The organism is Pseudomonas yamanorum (genome assembly GCF_013386765.1).
In the GTDB taxonomy this organism is placed as follows: Bacteria; Pseudomonadota; Gammaproteobacteria; order Pseudomonadales; family Pseudomonadaceae; genus Aquipseudomonas; species Aquipseudomonas yamanorum_A.
In genome coordinates this window covers 31,887-49,658 of record NZ_JACARE010000002.1, presented here as the reverse complement: position 1 = coordinate 49,658, position 17,772 = coordinate 31,887, and the positions used below count along the sequence as shown (strand labels likewise).

At 62.3% G+C, this 17,772-nt stretch carries 16 protein-coding genes and 1 pseudogene; 11 read left to right on the top strand and 6 right to left on the bottom strand.

Annotated elements, in window-relative coordinates; translation table 11 throughout:
* Position 1: 1 nt before the first annotated feature.
* Together lpdA and HX875_RS00600 are read left to right on the top strand one after the other, a co-directional pair.
* A complete protein-coding gene (gene lpdA, locus HX875_RS00605; protein ID WP_177040857.1) occupies positions 2-1,381 on the top strand; it encodes a dihydrolipoyl dehydrogenase in 1,380 nt (459 codons plus the stop codon).
* A 242-nt stretch (positions 1,382-1,623) separates the two neighbouring features.
* Positions 1,624-2,643: a branched-chain amino acid aminotransferase gene (locus HX875_RS00600; RefSeq protein ID WP_177040856.1), complete on the top strand. Its 1,020-nt coding sequence runs from the start codon at positions 1,624-1,626 to the stop codon at positions 2,641-2,643.
* A gap of 164 nt (positions 2,644-2,807) precedes the next feature.
* Here HX875_RS00600 and HX875_RS00595 read toward each other — a convergent pair whose 3' ends face one another.
* Complete coding sequence (locus HX875_RS00595) at positions 2,808-3,704, bottom strand: GNAT family acetyltransferase (protein WP_177040854.1); 897 nt, start codon at positions 3,702-3,704, stop codon at positions 2,808-2,810.
* Positions 3,705-4,002: 298 nt separating this feature from the next.
* Between HX875_RS00595 and ctlX the strand changes: the two genes are divergently transcribed.
* From ctlX to HX875_RS00560, 7 genes are all read left to right on the top strand, one after another.
* On the top strand, positions 4,003-4,929 hold the full coding sequence (gene ctlX, locus HX875_RS00590; protein ID WP_177040852.1) for a citrulline utilization hydrolase CtlX: 927 nt from the start codon (positions 4,003-4,005) through the stop codon (positions 4,927-4,929).
* Positions 4,930-4,940: 11 nt separating this feature from the next.
* Positions 4,941-5,987 (top strand): ornithine cyclodeaminase, encoded by a 1,047-nt coding sequence (locus tag HX875_RS00585; RefSeq protein ID WP_177040850.1) that lies wholly within the window; start codon positions 4,941-4,943, stop codon positions 5,985-5,987.
* A gap of 291 nt (positions 5,988-6,278) precedes the next feature.
* The gene (locus HX875_RS00580; RefSeq protein ID WP_010166754.1) at positions 6,279-7,058 is read left to right on the top strand and encodes an ABC transporter substrate-binding protein; all 780 of its coding nucleotides are present in this window, start codon (positions 6,279-6,281) and stop codon (positions 7,056-7,058) included.
* Between the two features lie 178 nt (positions 7,059-7,236).
* Complete coding sequence (locus HX875_RS00575) at positions 7,237-7,938, top strand: ABC transporter permease (RefSeq protein ID WP_010166737.1); 702 nt, start codon at positions 7,237-7,239, stop codon at positions 7,936-7,938.
* Positions 7,935-8,648, top strand: coding sequence for an ABC transporter permease (locus HX875_RS00570; protein ID WP_177040848.1), 714 nt, complete (start codon positions 7,935-7,937; stop codon positions 8,646-8,648). Before HX875_RS00575 ends, HX875_RS00570 begins: the two co-directional genes overlap by 4 nt.
* A gap of 3 nt (positions 8,649-8,651) precedes the next feature.
* Entirely contained in the window at positions 8,652-9,497 is an 846-nt protein-coding gene (locus tag HX875_RS00565; RefSeq protein ID WP_256348011.1) for an ABC transporter ATP-binding protein, read from the top strand.
* A 12-nt stretch (positions 9,498-9,509) separates the two neighbouring features.
* Positions 9,510-10,007 (top strand): Lrp/AsnC family transcriptional regulator, encoded by a 498-nt coding sequence (locus tag HX875_RS00560; RefSeq protein ID WP_177040846.1) that lies wholly within the window; start codon positions 9,510-9,512, stop codon positions 10,005-10,007.
* Between the two features lie 114 nt (positions 10,008-10,121).
* Here HX875_RS00560 and HX875_RS00555 read toward each other — a convergent pair whose 3' ends face one another.
* The 5 genes and pseudogenes from HX875_RS00555 to HX875_RS00540 all read right to left on the bottom strand — a co-directional run bounded on the left by HX875_RS00555 (position 10,122) and on the right by HX875_RS00540 (position 14,303).
* On the bottom strand, positions 10,122-10,955 hold the full coding sequence (locus HX875_RS00555) for a TIGR03915 family putative DNA repair protein (RefSeq protein ID WP_177040844.1): 834 nt from the start codon (positions 10,953-10,955) through the stop codon (positions 10,122-10,124).
* Complete coding sequence (locus tag HX875_RS00550) at positions 10,952-12,172, bottom strand: putative DNA modification/repair radical SAM protein (protein WP_177040842.1); 1,221 nt, start codon at positions 12,170-12,172, stop codon at positions 10,952-10,954. Before HX875_RS00550 ends, HX875_RS00555 begins: the two co-directional genes overlap by 4 nt.
* A gap of 65 nt (positions 12,173-12,237) precedes the next feature.
* Positions 12,238-12,324 (bottom strand): annotated as a pseudogene (locus tag HX875_RS32675) (outer membrane lipoprotein carrier protein LolA); the annotation flags it as partial.
* Positions 12,325-12,355: 31 nt separating this feature from the next.
* Entirely contained in the window at positions 12,356-13,693 is a 1,338-nt protein-coding gene (locus HX875_RS00545; RefSeq protein ID WP_177040840.1) for a lysine N(6)-hydroxylase/L-ornithine N(5)-oxygenase family protein, read from the bottom strand.
* Between the two features lie 127 nt (positions 13,694-13,820).
* Positions 13,821-14,303: a sigma-70 family RNA polymerase sigma factor gene (locus HX875_RS00540; protein WP_177040838.1), complete on the bottom strand. Its 483-nt coding sequence runs from the start codon at positions 14,301-14,303 to the stop codon at positions 13,821-13,823.
* 321 nt (positions 14,304-14,624) lie between these two features.
* Between HX875_RS00540 and HX875_RS00535 the strand changes: the two genes are divergently transcribed.
* On the top strand, positions 14,625-15,797 hold the full coding sequence (locus HX875_RS00535; protein ID WP_177040836.1) for an efflux RND transporter periplasmic adaptor subunit: 1,173 nt from the start codon (positions 14,625-14,627) through the stop codon (positions 15,795-15,797).
* Positions 15,798-17,768, top strand: a complete 1,971-nt coding sequence (locus tag HX875_RS00530; protein WP_177040834.1) for a MacB family efflux pump subunit — start codon at positions 15,798-15,800, stop codon at positions 17,766-17,768.
* Positions 17,769-17,772 lie beyond the last annotated feature (4 nt).

The window sequence follows — 17,772 nt, the reverse complement described above, 5'->3', positions numbered from 1 at the left end:
CATGTCTCAAACATTGCACACCACGCTGCTGATTATCGGCGGCGGGCCTGGCGGTTATGTGGCGGCGATTCGCGCTGGCCAACTGGGCATCCCGACCATCCTCGTGGAAGGCCAGTCCCTGGGCGGCACCTGCCTGAACATCGGCTGCATTCCCTCGAAAGCACTGATTCATGTGGCCGAACAGTTCCAGCAAACCGTGCACCACAGCCTGGGTTCACCGTTGGGCATCGAAGTTGATGTGCCGACCCTGAACATCGGCAAAAGCGTGGAATGGAAAGACGACATCGTCGACCGCCTGACCACCGGCGTTGCGGCGCTGCTGAAAAAGCACAAGGTGCAGGTCATTCAAGGCTGGGCCAAGGTCGTCGATGGCAAGACCGTCGACGTCGGCGACCAGCGCATCCAGTGCGAGCACCTGCTGCTGGCCACCGGTTCGAAAAGCGTCAACCTGCCGATGCTGCCGATTGGCGGGCCGATCATCTCCTCCACCGAAGCCCTGGCGCCGAAACGCATCCCTAAACGCCTGATCGTGGTGGGTGGCGGCTATATTGGCCTGGAGCTGGGGATTGCCTATCGCAAGCTCGGTGCCGAGGTCAGCGTGGTGGAGGCGCAGGACCGGATCCTGCCGGCCTACGACGCCGAACTGACCCAGCCGGTGGCCGAGTCCCTGAAACAGCTCGGGGTGAAGGTATTCCTGAAGCACAGCGTCACCGGCTTTGAGAACAGCACCCTGCAAGTGCGTGACCCCAGCGGGGATACGCTGTCGCTGGAAACCGACCAGGTATTGGTTGCCGTTGGTCGCAAACCCAACACCCAGGGCTGGAACCTCGAAGCGCTGAACCTGGACATGAACGGCTCTGCGATCAAAATCGACAGCCGTTGCCAGACAAGCATGCGCAATGTGTGGGCGATCGGCGACCTGAGTGGTGAACCGATGCTCGCCCACCGCGCCATGGCCCAGGGTGAAATGGTGGCCGAACTGATCAGCGGTAAAACCCGCGAATTCAACCCGGCAGCGATCCCGGCCGTGTGCTTCACCGACCCGGAACTGGTGGTGGTCGGCAAGACCCCGGACGAGGCCAAGGCCGCCGGGCTGGACTGCATCGTGTCGAGCTTCCCGTTCGCGGCCAATGGCCGGGCCATGACCCTGGAGTCGAAAACCGGCTTCGTTCGGGTGGTGGCGCGCCGCGACAATCACCTGATCGTCGGCTGGCAGGCGGTGGGCGTTGGCGTCTCGGAATTGTCCACGGCCTTCGGCCTGAGCCTGGAAATGGGCTCACGCCTGGAAGACGTGGCGGGCACCATCCACGCCCACCCGACCCTCGGCGAAGCGGTACAGGAAGCGGCGCTGCGGGCCCTGGGGCATGCATTGCACCTTTGAGACCGCGGTGGCGCCATCGCAGGCAAGCCAGCTCCCACAAGGGATCGACATTCGACAGGGCAACTCGGTCGAATGTGGGAGCCGGGCTTGCCCGCGATGACGGTGGATCGGCCAACCAGGATGTCGAATGGTCCACCTACCCCGCTCCCACACAAGCCAAGAATGAAGTATTGTTGCGCCCATCCAGAAATAAACCATAAGCCTGCCTTCGACCAGGCGGTTGACCAAAGATAGAGGGTGTCATGGGTAACGAAAGCATCAATTGGGACAAGCTGGGTTTTGACTACATCAAGACCGACAAGCGTTTCCTCCAGACCTGGAAAGACGGCGCCTGGCAAGAAGGCACCCTGACCGACGACAACGTGCTGCACATCAGCGAGGGCTCCACCGCCCTGCACTACGGCCAGCAATGCTTCGAAGGCCTTAAGGCCTACCGCTGCAAGGACGGCTCGATCAACCTGTTCCGCCCGGACCAGAACGCCGCGCGCATGCAGCGCAGCTGTGGCCGCCTGCTGATGCCACAAGTGCCGACCGATACCTTTATCGAAGCCTGCAAGGAAGTCGTCCGCGCCAACGAACGCTTCATCCCGCCGTACGGCACCGGCGGCGCGCTGTACCTGCGCCCGTTCGTGATCGGCACCGGTGACAACATCGGCGTGCGTACCGCGCCAGAGTTCATCTTCTCGATCTTCTGCATCCCGGTAGGCGCCTACTTCAAGGGCGGCCTGACCCCGCACAACTTCCTGATCTCCGGTTACGACCGTGCGGCGCCAAACGGCACCGGCGCAGCCAAGGTCGGTGGCAACTACGCCGCCAGCCTGATGCCCGGCTCCCTGGCCAAAAAAGCCAACTTCGCCGACTGCATCTACCTCGACCCGGCCACCCATTCGAAAATCGAAGAAGTCGGCTCGGCCAACTTCTTCGGGATCACCCACGACAACAAGTTCGTCACCCCGAACTCGCCGTCGGTGTTGCCAGGCATCACCCGCCTGTCGCTGATCGAGTTGGCCAAATCCCGCCTGGGCCTGGAAGTGGTTGAAGGCGACGTGCTGATCGACAAGTTGTCGGACTTCAAGGAAGCCGGCGCCTGCGGCACCGCGGCCGTGATCACCCCGATCGGCGGCATCGAATACAAAGACAAACTGCACGTGTTCTACAGCGAAAAAGAAGTCGGCCCGGTCACCCAGAAGCTCTACAAAGAGCTGACTGGCGTGCAATCCGGCGACGTCGAAGCGCCTGCAGGCTGGATCGTCAAAGTCTAAGCAACACCGCAACACCAGCAACACCAGCAACACCACAAAACCAATGTGGGAGCTGGCTTGCCTGCGATAGCGGAGTATCAGTCGACATGTTTATTGACTGACCCACCGCCATCGCAGGCAAGCCCGCTCCCACATCTAGTTTCCAGCGTTTGGAAAATCGGGCTTCAGGCCTTACCCGCCGGGATATTTTCCAGAATCTTCTTGCCCATGCTGATCCGCGGCTCGGCGCCATAACCCAGCGCCTCATAAAACCCCATCACCGCATCATTGCCGCTGGTGATCTGCAAATTGATCTTCATGCAACCCAACGCAGTCAACGCCTGCTCCGCATGCCGCACCAGCGAGGCGCCCAGGCCCTGACGGCGATAGTCGTTATGCACTGCCACCGAATACAGCCAGCCACGATGCCCGTCGTAGCCGGCGAGGATGGTGCCGATCACCGCCTTCTTATCGGTAGCCACGAAAAACAGCCCATCATTGACCGCCAGCTTCTTGTCGATCGCCAGGTTCGGCAGGTTGTGCGCCGCGTCATAACCAAACGCCGCCTGCCACAGCGCCACCACCTGTGCCCTATGCGCCCGGTCGCGATAGCCGCCGATGGGATGGCGGGACGACAACCCCTTCTCCATCACCAGCGTGCGCTCATTGCCATGGTAGACATCGCGCACCGTGTGAAAACCCAGCTTGGTGTAGAACGGCTCGGCCGTGAGTGAAGACGGCACATGCAGCGTCGTCACGCCTGCCTCCCGGGCGCGCAACTCGAGCTCAATCATCAGCAAGCGCCCAATGCCCTGCCCTTGCAGCGCCGGATTGACGAACACCGAGCGCACCACGTTGGCATCCAGCGCGGCAGTGGCAACGATCACCTCATCCTGGACGGCCACCAACACCGTTCGACGCGCCAGCAATCCCACCACCGCCTCAGGGGTAAAGTTGCTCGCCACCCGCGCAATCACATCCGCCGGGTAATCCCGCGCGTTGCTGTCATGCAGGGCCGCCAGGATGACCTGACTGATGCCCTCGGCATCGGTGGTTTGGGCGAGACGAACTTCAGTGGGCATGGGCACTCCTTAATGACGGACTCAATTCCTGCAGCCCCCCCATACTAATGTGGGAGCTGGCTTGCCTGCGATAGCGGTCTGTCAGTCGATACTTGATTGACTGACAGACCGCTATCGCAGGCAAGCCAGCTCCCACAGTTGATCAGCTTTGTTCCTTCAATCGCGCCCGACAGCCGATTCGGCTGCCCCACCCCACTTTTCAGCTTTCCCGGCTGAGCCGCCCCCTCACTTCAGCCGGGATTCTTCCTTCACACCGCACAAAATAGCCTCACTGCCCAACCCATGGACCCGTGCACCCATGCAAACCACCAACACCGTCCTGATGATCCGCCCGGCGCACTTCGCCTTCAACCCGGACACCGCGATCAACAACCGCTTCCAGCGCGCGCCCCTCGACCCGTTGGCCGCACAGCAGAAAGCGCTGGAAGAATTCGACGGCTACGTCGACACCCTGCGCCATCACGGCGTTGAAGTGCTGGTGGTCCAGGACACTCCCGCGCCCCACACCCCGGATTCAATCTTCCCCAACAACTGGTGGAGCAGCCACGCCGACGGCAGCCTGGTGCTGTACCCGATGGAAGGCCAGAACCGCCGCCTGGAGCGCGACAAAGGCGTGCTGCAAGTACTGGAGCAACGCTTCGCGATCCACAACACCATCGACTTCAGCCACCTCGAACAACAGAACATGTTCCTGGAAGGCACCGGCAGCATGGTCCTCGACCGCCAGCACCGCATCAGCTACGCCTGCCATTCCGGGCGTACCCATCAGGACGCCCTGCGCCAGTTCGCCGAACGCCTGGACTACCAGGTGTGCGTGTTCCACGCCGTCGACCGCCACCAAGCGCCGATCTACCACAGCAACGTGATGATGAGCGTCGGCTGCGACCTCTCCGTGGTGTGCCTGCAAGCCCTGCCCGACGACCACGAGCGCCAGGCCCTGGAACGCTCCCTGCGCGACACCGGCAAAGACATCGTCGCCCTGGACTTCGACCAGCTGGAAGCCTTCGCCGGCAACATGCTGGAAGTCCACGACCGCGACGGCCAGCCGCTGCTGGTGATGTCGGCCAGCGCCTGGGGCTCGCTCAAGCCGGCCCAGCGCCAGCACGTGGAACGCCACACCCGCCCGGTGGTGGTGAACATCGACAACATCGAACGAATCGGCGGCGGCAGTGCCCGCTGCATGTTGGCGGAAGTGCACCTGCCCGCCCGCCCCTCATTTCAATAAGGAGTCTTCCCATGACCCGCTATATCGACGTCAACGACTTGAGCTACCTGGTTTCGCAAAAAGGCCTGCAAACCTGCATCACCGAGATGGCCGAGTACATCCGCGCCGACTACCTGCGCTGGCAGGACTTTGAAAAATGCGCACGCCTGGCCAACCATTCCCCCGAGGGCGTGATCGAGCTGATGCCGGTGTCCGACGCGTCGCTGTACGCCTTCAAATACGTCAACGGCCACCCGAAAAATACCCAGAGCGGCATGCTCACCGTGATGGCCTTCGGCGCCCTGGGCGATGTGGACACCGGCAAACCGGTGCTGCTGGCGGAAATGACCCTGACCACCGCGATCCGCACCGCCGCCACCTCGGCCCTGGTGGCGCGCTACCTGGCCCGGGACAACAGTCGCAGCATGGCGCTGATCGGCAACGGCTCCCAGAGCGAATTCCAGGCCCTGGCCTTCCACGCGATGCTGGGCATCAATGAAATCCGCCTGTTCGACATCGACGCCAAGGCCACCGCCAAGCTGGCCGCCAACCTGAAAGCCTTCCCGGCGATCAAGGTGATCCTGGCCGGCAGCGTGGCCGAAGCCGTGAAAGGCGCCGACATCGTCACCACCGTGACCGCCGACAAGGCCTACGCCACCATCCTGACGGACGAGATGATCGAACCGGGCATGCACCTGAATGCCGTGGGCGGCGACTGCCCGGGCAAGACCGAGCTGGACCGACGAATCGTCGAACGTGCGCGGGTGATCGTCGAGTACGAACCGCAAAGCCGCATCGAAGGCGAGATCCAGCACATGCCGGAAGATTCGCCGGTCACCGAACTGTGGCGAGTGATCAACGGCCAGGCCCCGGGCCGCGAAAATGCGCGCCAGGTCACCCTGTTCGACTCGGTGGGTTTTGCCATCGAAGACTACTCCGCCCTGCGTTACGTGCTGGACGTGGCCAAGGCGCTGGACGTGGGCAGCGAACTGGAACTGGTGCCGGACCTCGCCGACCCCAAAGACCTGTTTGCCCGCCTGGCCCAAGCGCCGGCTGCACAGCAGAAAAAGCGCGCCTGAGACCGCTCTGGCCTGCCGCTTTGCGTGAGGGGCAGGCCGGAAAAAACCAATCGACAAGCCGATTTAGCGGGTGTCGCAGCCGTTTCCGCTGCCGCTCGCGTTTTAACAGCACATTCCGCGCGCCGCAGCGGGGGTAAACGACACAAAAAACGCACCATCTTGAAGCATTCTCTCTGCCAAGAAACAGCCCAATGTGGAGAGGGAGCTTGCTCCCTCTCCACAAAAGCCAGCTCGCCTTAGCTTTCAGCTTTCTACTGCCCTGACATCAATTACAAAATATAGGGAATACACATGACTCCGCTCCGATCACTTTTCGCTGCGCTGCTCCTGCCATTGGCCGCCACCGCTGCCCAGGCCCAGGAATGGAAAGAAATCCGCTTTGGGGTCTTCCCCGAATACCCACCGTTTGAATCGGTCGCCGCCGACGGCAGCCTGCAAGGCTTCGACATCGACCTGGGCAACGCCATCTGCGCCAAGCTTGAAGTCAAATGTGTGTGGGTCCACAACGAATTCGACGGCATGATCCCGGCCCTGCGCGCGCGCAAGTTCGACGCCATCATGTCCTCCATGGCCGTGACCCCGGCCCGCCAGAAAGTCATCGACTTCAGCGACCGCCTGTTCCTCAGCCCGACCTCGGTGATCACCCGCAAAAGCGCCGACTTCGGCGACACCCCCGAGTCCCTGAAAGGCAAACAGGTCGGGGTACTGCAAGGCTCGCTGCAGGAAGCCTACGCCCGTGCGCACCTGGCCAAGCTTGGCGCGCAGATCAAGGCGTACCAGTCCCAGGAACAGAACTACGCCGACCTGCAAAACGGCCGGCTCGACGCCACCCTGACCGACAAGCTCGAAGCCCAGCTCAACTTCCTGTCCAAGCCTGAAGGAGCCGACTTCAAGACCGGCCCGGCGTTCAAGGACCCGACCCTGCCGCTCGACATCGCCATGGGCCTGCGCAAGAACGACAAGGACCTGGTGGAGCTGATCAACAAAGGCATCGCCGCCGTCCAGGCCGATGGCACCTACGCACAGATCCAGAAGAAATACTTCGGCGATCAGGACATCTACAACGAGTAAAAACAACGCCCCCCCCGTAGCAGCTGTCGAGCGCCAGCGAGGCTGCGTTGGCCGCACTGCAGCCCTCGAGCCAAGCCAAGTACAGAGGCGCGCCTGACGCAGCCTCGCTGGCGCTCGACAGCTGCTACGGGGGGGTAGTTAGAGATGCGTTGTTTCACCCCACAGAGATCTCCCCTCCATGAATGAATTCCTCAACTTGCAAGGCTTCGGCCCGCTGCTGGCTCAGGGTGCCTGGATGACGGTCAAGCTGGCGTTCCTGGCACTGGTGCTGAGCCTGTCCCTGGGCCTGATCGCCGCCGGCGCCAAGCTGTCCAGCGTCAAGCTGCTGCGGGTTCCGGCCACGCTCTACACCACGCTGATTCGCAGCGTGCCGGACCTGGTGCTGATCCTGCTGATTTTCTACAGCCTGCAACTGTGGCTGAACGACCTGAGCGAAATGCTCGGCTGGGCCTACTTCGAAATCGACCCGTTCACCGCCGGCGTCATCACCCTCGGATTTATCTACGGGGCGTATTTCACCGAGAACTTTCGCGGGGCGATCCTCAGCGTGCCCGCCGGCCAGCTGGAAGCCGCCACCGCCTACGGTCTGAGCCGATGGCAGCGCTTTCGCCTGGTGCTGTTCCCGCAGTTGATGCGCTTTGCCCTGCCGGGCCTGGGCAATAACTGGCTGGTGCTGCTCAAGTCCACAGCCCTGGTGTCGATCATCGGCCTGTCGGACCTGGTCAAGGCCGCACAGAACGCCGGCAAGACCACCAACGACCCGTTGTATTTCCTGATCCTCGCGGGCCTGGTGTACCTGGTGATCACCACCCTCTCCAACCGCATCTTCAAGCGCCTGGAACGACGCTACAACGTGGGCATCAAGGGGATGGCGCGATGATCGAACTGATCCAGCAATACGGCCAGGCCTACCTGTTCACCGACGGCAACGGCTTTTCCGGGGTGGCCATGACCCTGTGGTTGTTCATTATCTCGGTTGTACTGGGCTTCTTCCTGTCGATCCCGCTGGCCATCGCGCGGGTGTCGGAGCACTTCTGGATTCGCTGGCCGGTGGAGGTCTACACCTACCTGTTTCGCGGCACGCCGCTGTATATCCAATTGCTGATTTGCTACACCGGCCTCTACGGCCTGGACGTGGTGCAGGACAACGCCCTGCTCAACCAGTTTTTCCGCAATGCGCTGAACTGCACACTGCTGGCGTTTGTGCTGAACACCTGCGCCTACACCGTGGAAATCTTCGCCGGGGCGATCCGCAACATCCCCCACGGCGAGATTGAAGCGGCCAAGGCCTACGGCCTGCACGGCTGGCGCCTGAACCTGTTCGTGGTGGTGCCCGCCGCGCTGCGTCGCGCATTACCGGCCTACAGCAACGAAATGATCCTGATGCTGCACGCCACCTCCCTGGCGTTCACCGCCACCATCGCCGACATCCTCAAGGTGGCCCGCGACGCCAACGCCGAGACGTTCCTGACGTTCCAGGCCTTCGGCATCGCGGCCCTGCTGTACATGCTGCTGTCCTTTGCACTGGTGGGCCTGTTTCGACTGGCCGAACGTCGCTGGATGCGTTTTCTTGTTCCTACCCGAGGCTAACCCATGACTCAGTCCGCGCAGGCCCTGGCCGCTTATCCCACCGATGTACGCCCTGCCGCCAAACCGGTGGCCGTGGCCGAAAACGCCAACGTCAAACTCCAGGTCGAAGGCCTGCACAAACGCTATGGCGACCATGAGGTGCTCAAGGGCGTCTCCCTCAACGCACGCAATGGCGATGTGATCAGCCTGATCGGCGCCAGCGGCTCCGGCAAAAGCACAATGCTGCGCTGCATCAACTTCCTCGAACAGCCGGACGCCGGGGTCATCACCCTGGACGGCATCAGCATCGAAATGCAGCAAGGCCGCGCCGGCACCCGCGCGCCGCACCAGGCGCAGCTGCAGAACCTGCGCACCCGCCTGGCCATGGTGTTCCAGCACTTCAACCTGTGGAGCCACATGACCGTGCTGGAAAACATCACCATGGCCCCGCGCCGGGTGCTGGGGGTGAGCGCCGCCGAAGCGGAAAAACGCGCGCGCCTGTACCTCGACAAGGTCGGCCTGCCGGGCCGCGTGGCGGATCAATACCCGGCCTTCCTGTCTGGCGGCCAGCAACAGCGGGTGGCCATCGCCCGGGCCCTGGCGATGGAACCGGAGATCATTCTGTTCGACGAACCCACCTCGGCTCTCGACCCTGAACTTGTAGGAGAAGTCCTTAAAGTCATACAGACGCTGGCTGAGGAAGGTCGTACCATGCTCATGGTCACCCACGAAATGGGCTTTGCCCGGCAGGTGTCCAGCCAGGTGCTGTTTCTGCACCAGGGCCGCGTCGAGGAACAAGGCGCAGCGGAAATCCTCGACCAGCCGAACAGCGAACGCCTGCAGCAATTTCTTTCCAACCGATTGAAGTGAACACCACACACCATGGATACCAAGGCCACCGGATCGAACGCCTCCCCTGTGCTGGACCGCATCGATGAAGCCATCATCGACGTATTGCGGCACCAGGGGCGCATCACCTACGAAAAACTCTCGTCGCTGGTGCACCTGACACCCAGGCCGTGCCTGGAACGGGTGCGTAAACTGGAGCGACGCGGGGTGATCCGGGGGTATGGGGCAATCATCGATGTACAGATGGTTTCGCCGGGGTTGTCACTGCTGGTGCTGGTGGCCCTCTCCAACCAGAGCGGGCGCTCGGCGCAGAAGGCCTTCGAGGCCTGCGTCAAAGCCTGCCCGCAAGTGTTCGAATGCCAGTTGATCAGCGGGCCGTTCGACTACAGCCTGCGCATGCGCTGCCGGGACATGGAGCACTATCGGGTGCTGACGGAAACCTGGTTGAACAACGACGAATTGCACATTGATAAATTGGTGGCACATCCGGAGTTGGCGGTCGTAAAAAACACCGCGACTGAACTGGCCTGAACCTACCCCGAAACACCGAAGATCAACTGTAGGAGCTGGCTTGCCGGCGATAGCATCACCTCGGTCTAACTGAAATACCGAGCCGCCTGCATCGCTGGCAAGCCAGCGCCTACATTAACCGTGCCCGCTTGAGATTCTCTTGCCCGGCCTGGCCCCAATCATCTTCGCCTGCCCATCCCGCTGCTTGCCCGTACGCGCTTCGCTGATCAACCCCGGAATCAGCTTGCCCTCCGGCAGATTCTTCCAGAACCGGCTCGGCAAGTGCCCTTCCATCACCTTGGGATTCAACCGCGCCGGGTTAAAGATATGGCTGTAATACGTCAGCCACATCGCACTGTGGGGATCCTCGACATTCTGCGCCAGTTGCTGCCACTCCACCGGGCATTGCCTCTGGTGAACCAACTGCTCCCCATCGTAATAAACCCCATCCAGCGGTGTAGCGATCATCCAGCGATGGCGCCCCATGCGCCCGACAAAATGCTGACTGGCCACCTTCAAGATATCGTGAGCCGGCTCATGCCAGGCCACATACTCCGGCAACTCCACCCCCGCCCCCGCCGGCAATGCGATAAACCGCACAAACGCATGCAGGTGATGGGCCTCGCGCTGCACCTGCTTGATCCGCCGCTGCAACTCGCTGCCCAGCTTGTCACCCGACATCATCGCCGTGCGATCACCATGGCTCACGCGCCATAACACCTCATACAGCAGGCTCCAGCGCTGCTCACCGTGATAACACGCGGCAGACTCCAGCAGCTCCAGCAGCGCCTTGGGAATCCGCGCCTGGAACGGCCCGCACTCGGCCGGGTACTGCTCGTCGGTAGCAAACAGGTCCGCCACCTCGGCCATGCCCCAACTCACATGGCTTGGGTCAATCTGATGGCTGAGCAACCAGCGCGCCTGTTCGCGCCAAGTGCTGAACAGGTTGTCGCACTCCAGGCTGATCATCCCCAAAGCCCCATCTGCTGCGGCTGCGGGCGATCCCGCAGTTGCTCACGCAGCAGCACGCTGGTGCTTTCCGCCTGCTGCGGGTGGTAGTCGCTGGTGATGAAAAACGGCTTGGCCTTGGTCAGCACACAACGCATGCGCGCCAGGTCTTCGAAGCGGATCTTGCGCTGGCGGCGCAGGTCCACCAGCCGCTGGGTGGTGCGCAGGCCGATCCCGGGAATACGCGCAATCAGCGTCGCCTCGGCGCGGTTCAGGTCCAGCGGGAACACCTCGCGGTGCTCCAGAGCCCAGGCCAGTTTCGGGTCGATATCCAGGGCCAGGTCACCTGGCCCTTCGAACAGTTCATTGGCGCTGAACCCGTAGCTGCGCAGCAGGAAGTCCGCCTGGTACAAGCGGTGCTCGCGCATCAACGGTGGCGCGGCCAGGGGCACGCTTTTCGGGCTGTTGGGAATCGGGCTGAACGCCGAGTAATACACCCGGCGCAACTTGAAGTTGCCGTACAACGCCTCGGCGCTGTGGAGGATGGTGCTGTCGTCGGTGTCATCGGCGCCGACGATCATCTGCGTGCTCTGCCCCGCCGGCGCAAAACGTGGTGCGCGGGGTTCGTTGAGTACGGTCTGTTCACCGGTGTAGATGGTTTGCATCGCCTGTTTGATCGAGAAAATCTGCTTCTCGGGCGCCAGGGTCTGCAGGCTCTTGTCGGTCGGCAACTCGATGTTCACGCTCAGGCGATCGGCATAGCGCCCCGCCTCGGCAATCAGCGCCGGGTCAGCTTCGGGAATGGTCTTGAGGTGGATATAGCCGCGAAAGTCATGCTCTTCGCGCAGCAGTTTGGCCACCCGCACCAACTGCTCCATGGTGTAGTCGGCCGAACGGATGATGCCGGAGCTGAGAAACAGCCCGCTGACGCAGTTGCGCCGGTAGAAATCGAGGGTCAGGGTCACCACCTCCTCCGGGCTGAAGCGTGCACGGGGCACGTCGCTGGAGCGGCGGTTGACGCAGTATTGGCAGTCGTAGAGGCAGAAGTTGGTCAGCAATACCTTGAGCAAGGATACGCAGCGACCGTCGGGCGTGTAGCTGTGGCAGATGCCCATGCCATCGGTGGAACCCAGCCCCGCCTTGCCCTCCGAGCTGCGCTTGGGCGCGCCGCTGCTGGCGCAGGACGCGTCGTACTTGGCGGCGTCGGCGAGGATGCTGAGCTTTTCGATCAACTGCATGGGGCTTCTACCGATACTGGTTTTTTGTACAGTATCAGCAGCTGCGCGCCAATTCCAGTGCCGTCTGTAGGAGCGAGCTTGCTCGCGAAAAACCTGAGAGCGCCGCGTTGAATCAGGATGCCAGCGTTATCGTTGGCGACCTTCGCGAGCAAGCTCGCTCCTACAGTGGGCAGTGGGCGGTCCTCAGCTAGCGGTCGCCAGTAAGAGGTCCTGCACCGAACGGCTCTTGCCGCGGTTGCGGTCGTGCTCGTACAGCGACGCGGCAATTTCGTCGGCACGGATCGGCAGGATCGACAGCAAGGTGTCGCTCAAACCATGGCTGGCCTGGCTGAAGCCCTGCATGTAGATGCCGGCCTTGCAGCGCTCGTCGGTGACGATGCGATAGTCGCGGCTGACTTCGAAGTCGCCCATGTAGTCTGCCAACGGTGCCAGCAACTGGCGATGCATCTGGCGTTCGTAACCGGTGGCCAGCACCACGGCATCGTAGTGGTTGAGGCTGGTTTCGCCGGTGGCGTTGTTGCGCAACGCCAACTCGACACCCAGCGGCCCGGCCGTGGCTTTTTCCACGGTGGTCAGGGTGCGGAACGCATGACGGGCGATGCCGGAGACTTTCTGGCGGTAGAAAATCCCGTAGATGCGCTCGATCAGGTCCAGGTCCACCACCGAATAGTTGGTGTTGTGGTACTCGTTGACCAGCCGCTCGCGCTCGCTGCCGTTCTGCTGGAACACCAGGTCGGTGAATTCCGGCGAGAACACTTCGTTGACGAATGGGCTGTCGTCCGCAGGCTTGAGGGCCGAGCCACGCAGGATCATGTCCACCTGCACCGACGGGAAGCTGTCGTTCAGATCAATGAAGGCCTCGGCCGCGCTCTGGCCGCCGCCGATGATCGCAATGCGCATCGGCTTGCCGTCCACACACGGCTGCTGGGCCATGCGCTCCAGGTACTGGGAGTGATGGAACACCCGCCCATCCTCCTTGAGCGCCTTGAAGGACTCGGGAATACGCGGCGTGCCACCGGCGCTGACCACCACCGAACGGGTGGTGCGCACATGCTGCTCACCCTGGGCATCCCGGGAAATCACCCGCAGCGCCTCGACCTGCTGCTGATGCAGGATCGGCTCGATGGCCAGCACTTCCTCGCCATAACGGCTCTGCGCCTGGAACTGCCCGGAAACCCAGCGCAGGTAGTCGTTGTACTCCATGCGGCACGGATAAAAGGTGCCCAGGTTGATGAAATCCACCAGGCGGCCGTGGGCTTTCAGGTAATTGACGAAGGAATACGGGCTGGTGGGGTTGCGCAGGGTCACCAGGTCCTTGAGGAAGGAAATCTGCAATTCGCTCTGGGTCACCAGGGTGTTGCCATGCCAGCGGTAGTCGGCCTGCTTGTCGAGAAACAGCACGTCCAGCTTGCCCTGGGCTTTCTCGCGTTCCTGCAGGGCGATGGCCAGCGCCAGGTTCGAGGGGCCGAACCCGATACCGATCAGGTCGTGAACGGCGGGCGATGCAATTGCCTGTGTCATTCCAGTGTCCTCTGGATAAGCCCCGTGGCAGTGGGGCGGGAAAGCCTCAGAGACCTGAAGGCACAGCAACAGGTCGTGTGTTGATAGGAGACGAGGACAATGAAAAAAAATTTAGCTGGCGCTGGAATCAGTGCGCATCCCACTCACGCATGCGCGCTCGGCAATGCTTCATGGCATTGACGATGTGTTTTTCCACCAGCGCGCGGGAAATACCCAGGCGCCCGGCGATTTGCAGGTGGGACAGACCATCGATCTTGCGCAGCAGGAAACTGTCACGGCAGAGCGCCGGCAGCTCGGCCAGCGCGCGCTCCAGCATCTCCAGGCGCTGGTCGTGGTCCAGGCAGTGATGGGGTGAAGAAAGCGCAAAGCGCTCCTCGCTGTCGAGTACTTCCAGAGGTTCATCCTGGCGCAGGGCGTTGCGTCGATGACCGTCGATCACCAGGTTCAGCGCCGTGCGATAGAGAAACGCCCGGGGCTGCTCGATCGGAACCTCACTGGCGCGCCCCAGCACCCGCACATAAGCGTCATGCACCACATCTTCGGCCACCTGGCGGTTGCCCAGCTTGGCGTTGAGGAAACACACCAGCTCGCGATAGTAGTTTTCCAACATGACTCCCGACCGCCTGGGGGCGGCATTAGGTCCTTTGAGTACGAAGATAACGGCCGATTCGGTGATGCAGCACGATGATGGCAGTTTGAGGCATGTGTAATTTATAGTAATTCTCATCTAGTTTTAAACAAGACTTGCATAAACGACCCAATAATTTATCTCCAGCACCTGTAACCGCATATGTAACAGCCTAAATTTCCGGGCAAATTCCTCGTTTACCTTGCAGCTTCCCGCACCTGTTGCTTGATCGGCGGCCCCAGGCTTGTGTCCTGAGGCTACCCGAGTGAGTGGCAGCCCGACCGTCCCTGGCTGGAACCCTGCATGAACCGTCCCCGACAAACCCGGCGCGCCCTGGTTGTGGCACTTTGCCTGATCCCGATGATGGCCGTCGCTGCCTGGCAATTCATACCGCCCGGGCGCGACAAATTCGCCACCCTTGAAGTGCGCCGCGGCGATATCGAAAGCAGCGTCACCGCCCTCGGTACCTTGCAGCCCCGGCGCTATGTCGACGTCGGCGCCCAGGCCTCCGGGCAGATCCGCAAGATTCATGTTGAAGCCGGCGCCCAAGTCAAGGAAGGCGACCTGCTGGTGGAGATCGACCCCTCCACCCAGCAAGCCAAGCTCGACGCCAGCCGCTTCTCCGTGGAAAACCTGCAAGCGCAATTGCAGGAGCAGCGCGCACAACATCAACTGGCCCGGCAGAAGTACCAGCGCCAGCAGCGACTGGCAGCCGGCGGTGCGACCCGCGAAGAGGACGTACAAACAGCCCAGGCGGAGCTCGACGCCACCCAGGCGCGCATCGACATGTTCCAGGCACAGATTCGCCAGGCCCAGGCCAGCCTGCGCAGCGACCAGGCCGAACTGGGCTATACACGCATTTACGCGCCTATGTCCGGTACCGTGGTCGCCCTTGATGCGCGCGAAGGCCAGACCCTCAACGCACAACAACAGACGCCACTGATCCTGCGGATTGCCAGGCTATCGCCAATGACCGTCTGGGCCGAAGTCTCGGAAGCCGATATTGGCCACGTCAAGCCGGGCATGACGGCCTACTTCACCACCCTCAGCGGCGGCAACCGGCGCTGGACCAGCACGGTGCGGCAGATCCTGCCGGTGCCGCCCAAACCACTCAACGAAACCAGCCAGGGTGGCGGCAGCCCGAGCAGTTCGAGCAAGAGTGGCAGTGGTCGCGTGGTGCTCTACACCGTGTTGCTGGATGTGGACAACGCCGATAACACGTTGATGGCCGAAATGACCGCCCAGGTATTTTTTGTCGCCAGCCAGGCCAGCGACGTGCTGACCGCGCCCGTTGCCGCACTGCAGGTAGGCGCCCACGCTGACAGGCAGCTCGCCCGGGTCGTGACCAGGGATGGCAGCATCCAGGAGCGCGAAGTGCGAGTCGGCATCAGCGACCGCCTGCGGGTGCAGATCCTCGACGGCCTCAATGAAGGTGACCACCTGCTTATCGGCCCCGCTGATGGCAGCGGAGGTTGAATGTTGCCCCCTCTGATCGAACTCAAGGACATCCGCAAATCCTACGGTGGCGGCGACAGCCCGCAAGTCGACGTGCTGCGAGGGGTCGACCTGTCGATCCACGCCGGTGAATTCGTGGCGATTGTCGGCGCCTCCGGCTCCGGCAAATCCACACTGATGAACATCCTCGGCTGCCTCGACCGCCCCACCGCTGGCGACTACCTGTTTGCCGGGGAAAACGTCGCCCACCTGGGCAGTGACGAACTCGCCTGGCTGCGCCGTGAAGCCTTTGGTTTCGTATTCCAGGGCTACCACCTGATTCCCTCAGGATCAGCCCAGGAGAACGTCGAAATGCCGGCGATTTATGCTGGCATCAGCGCCGCTGAACGCCACGCCCGCGCCAGCGCCCTGCTTACCCGGCTGGGGCTGGCAGAGCGCACAGGAAACCGCCCTCATCAGCTGTCGGGCGGCCAGCAGCAAAGGGTATCCATCGCCCGGGCACTGATGAACGGCGGCCATATCATCCTCGCCGACGAACCCACCGGCGCCCTCGACAGCCACAGCGGCGCCGAGGTCATGACCCTGCTGGACGAGCTAGCCAGCCAGGGCCATGTGGTTATCCTCATCACCCACGATCGTGAAGTGGCGGCACGGGCCAATCGCATCATCGAAATCCGCGACGGGCTGATCATCAGCGACAGCGCCGACACCTCGCACACCAAGCCCGCGCTCACCTCGGGCGCCTTGCAAGCGGTAGACCTGCGCCAGCGGCTGGCCAGCGGCGCCGAGCACAACGGTGCGTGGAAGGCCGAACTGCTGGACGCCGTGCAAGCGGCCTGGCGCGTGATGTGGATCAACCGCTTTCGCACCGCACTGACCCTGCTGGGCATCGTGATCGGTGTGGCCTCGGTGGTCGTGATGCTAGCGGTAGGCGAAGGCAGCAAGCGCCAGGTAATGGCACAGATGGGCGCCTTTGGCTCGAACATTTTGTATGTCAGCGGAGCGGCGCCCAACCCGCGCACCCCGCCTGGCATCATCACCCTTGGCGATGTCGCCGCCCTCGCCTCGCTGCCTCAGGTCAAACGCATCATGCCAGTCAATGGCGCCGAAGCCGGTGTACGGTTTGGCAACGTTGACCATATGGCCTATGTCGGCGGCAATGACACCAACTTCCCGGCGATTTTCAACTGGCCAGTGGTCGAGGGCAGTTACTTTACCGAGGCGGATGAGCACGCCGCCGCCACCGTGGCGGTCATCGGCAAAAAGGTCCGTGACAAATTGTTCGGTGACGCCCGCAACCCCATCGGGCAGTACATCCTGATTGAAAACGTACCCTTCCAGGTAGTGGGCGTGCTTGCCGAGAAAGGTGCCAGCTCCGGCGACAAGGACAGCGACGACCGCATCGCCATTCCCTACTCCGCCGCCAGCATTCGACTGTTCGGCAGCTACAACCCCGAGTACGTAGTGATCGCCGCGAGCGACGCGCGGATGGTCAAGGAAGCGGAGCAGGCGATTGACCAGCTACTGGTGCGGCTGCACAACGGCAAGCGTGATTTTCACCTGACCAACAATGCCGCGATGATCCAGGCCGAAGCCAGGACCCAGAACACCCTGTCATTGATGCTCGGCGCAATTGCCGCGATTTCGCTGCTGGTCGGTGGGATCGGCGTGATGAATATCATGCTGATGACGGTGCGCGAACGTACCCGTGAAATTGGTATCCGCATGGCTACCGGTGCACGCCAACGCGATATTTTGCGCCAGTTTCTGACCGAGGCAGTGATGCTGTCGGTGGTCGGGGGCATAACCGGGATTGGACTGGCGCTGCTGGTCGGCGGCGTGCTGATCCTCAGCGACGTGGCAGTCGCCTTCTCGCTGGTGTCGGCTGTCGGCGCCTTCGCCTGCGCCCTCGTCACCGGCGTCATCTTCGGCTTCATGCCGGCCCGCAAGGCGGCTCGACTTGACCCGGTCACGGCCCTTACCAGTGAATGAACGC

Excerpts from the sequence above, each read along its gene's own strand:
- lpdA (WP_177040857.1), top strand. The coding sequence starts at position 2 with ATGTCTCAAACATTGCACACCACGCTGCTGATTATCGGCGGCGGGCCT.
- HX875_RS00600 (WP_177040856.1), top strand. The coding sequence starts at position 1,624 with ATGGGTAACGAAAGCATCAATTGGGACAAGCTGGGTTTTGACTACATC.
- HX875_RS00595 (WP_177040854.1), bottom strand. The coding sequence starts at position 3,704 with ATGCCCACTGAAGTTCGTCTCGCCCAAACCACCGATGCCGAGGGCATC.
- ctlX (WP_177040852.1), top strand. The coding sequence starts at position 4,003 with ATGCAAACCACCAACACCGTCCTGATGATCCGCCCGGCGCACTTCGCC.
- HX875_RS00585 (WP_177040850.1), top strand. The coding sequence starts at position 4,941 with ATGACCCGCTATATCGACGTCAACGACTTGAGCTACCTGGTTTCGCAA.
- HX875_RS00580 (WP_010166754.1), top strand. The coding sequence starts at position 6,279 with ATGACTCCGCTCCGATCACTTTTCGCTGCGCTGCTCCTGCCATTGGCC.
- HX875_RS00575 (WP_010166737.1), top strand. The coding sequence starts at position 7,237 with ATGAATGAATTCCTCAACTTGCAAGGCTTCGGCCCGCTGCTGGCTCAG.
- HX875_RS00570 (WP_177040848.1), top strand. The coding sequence starts at position 7,935 with ATGATCGAACTGATCCAGCAATACGGCCAGGCCTACCTGTTCACCGAC.
- HX875_RS00565 (WP_256348011.1), top strand. The coding sequence starts at position 8,652 with ATGACTCAGTCCGCGCAGGCCCTGGCCGCTTATCCCACCGATGTACGC.
- HX875_RS00560 (WP_177040846.1), top strand. The coding sequence starts at position 9,510 with ATGGATACCAAGGCCACCGGATCGAACGCCTCCCCTGTGCTGGACCGC.
- HX875_RS00555 (WP_177040844.1), bottom strand. The coding sequence starts at position 10,955 with ATGATCAGCCTGGAGTGCGACAACCTGTTCAGCACTTGGCGCGAACAG.
- HX875_RS00550 (WP_177040842.1), bottom strand. The coding sequence starts at position 12,172 with ATGCAGTTGATCGAAAAGCTCAGCATCCTCGCCGACGCCGCCAAGTAC.
- HX875_RS00545 (WP_177040840.1), bottom strand. The coding sequence starts at position 13,693 with ATGACACAGGCAATTGCATCGCCCGCCGTTCACGACCTGATCGGTATC.
- HX875_RS00540 (WP_177040838.1), bottom strand. The coding sequence starts at position 14,303 with ATGTTGGAAAACTACTATCGCGAGCTGGTGTGTTTCCTCAACGCCAAG.
- HX875_RS00535 (WP_177040836.1), top strand. The coding sequence starts at position 14,625 with ATGAACCGTCCCCGACAAACCCGGCGCGCCCTGGTTGTGGCACTTTGC.
- HX875_RS00530 (WP_177040834.1), top strand. The coding sequence starts at position 15,798 with ATGTTGCCCCCTCTGATCGAACTCAAGGACATCCGCAAATCCTACGGT.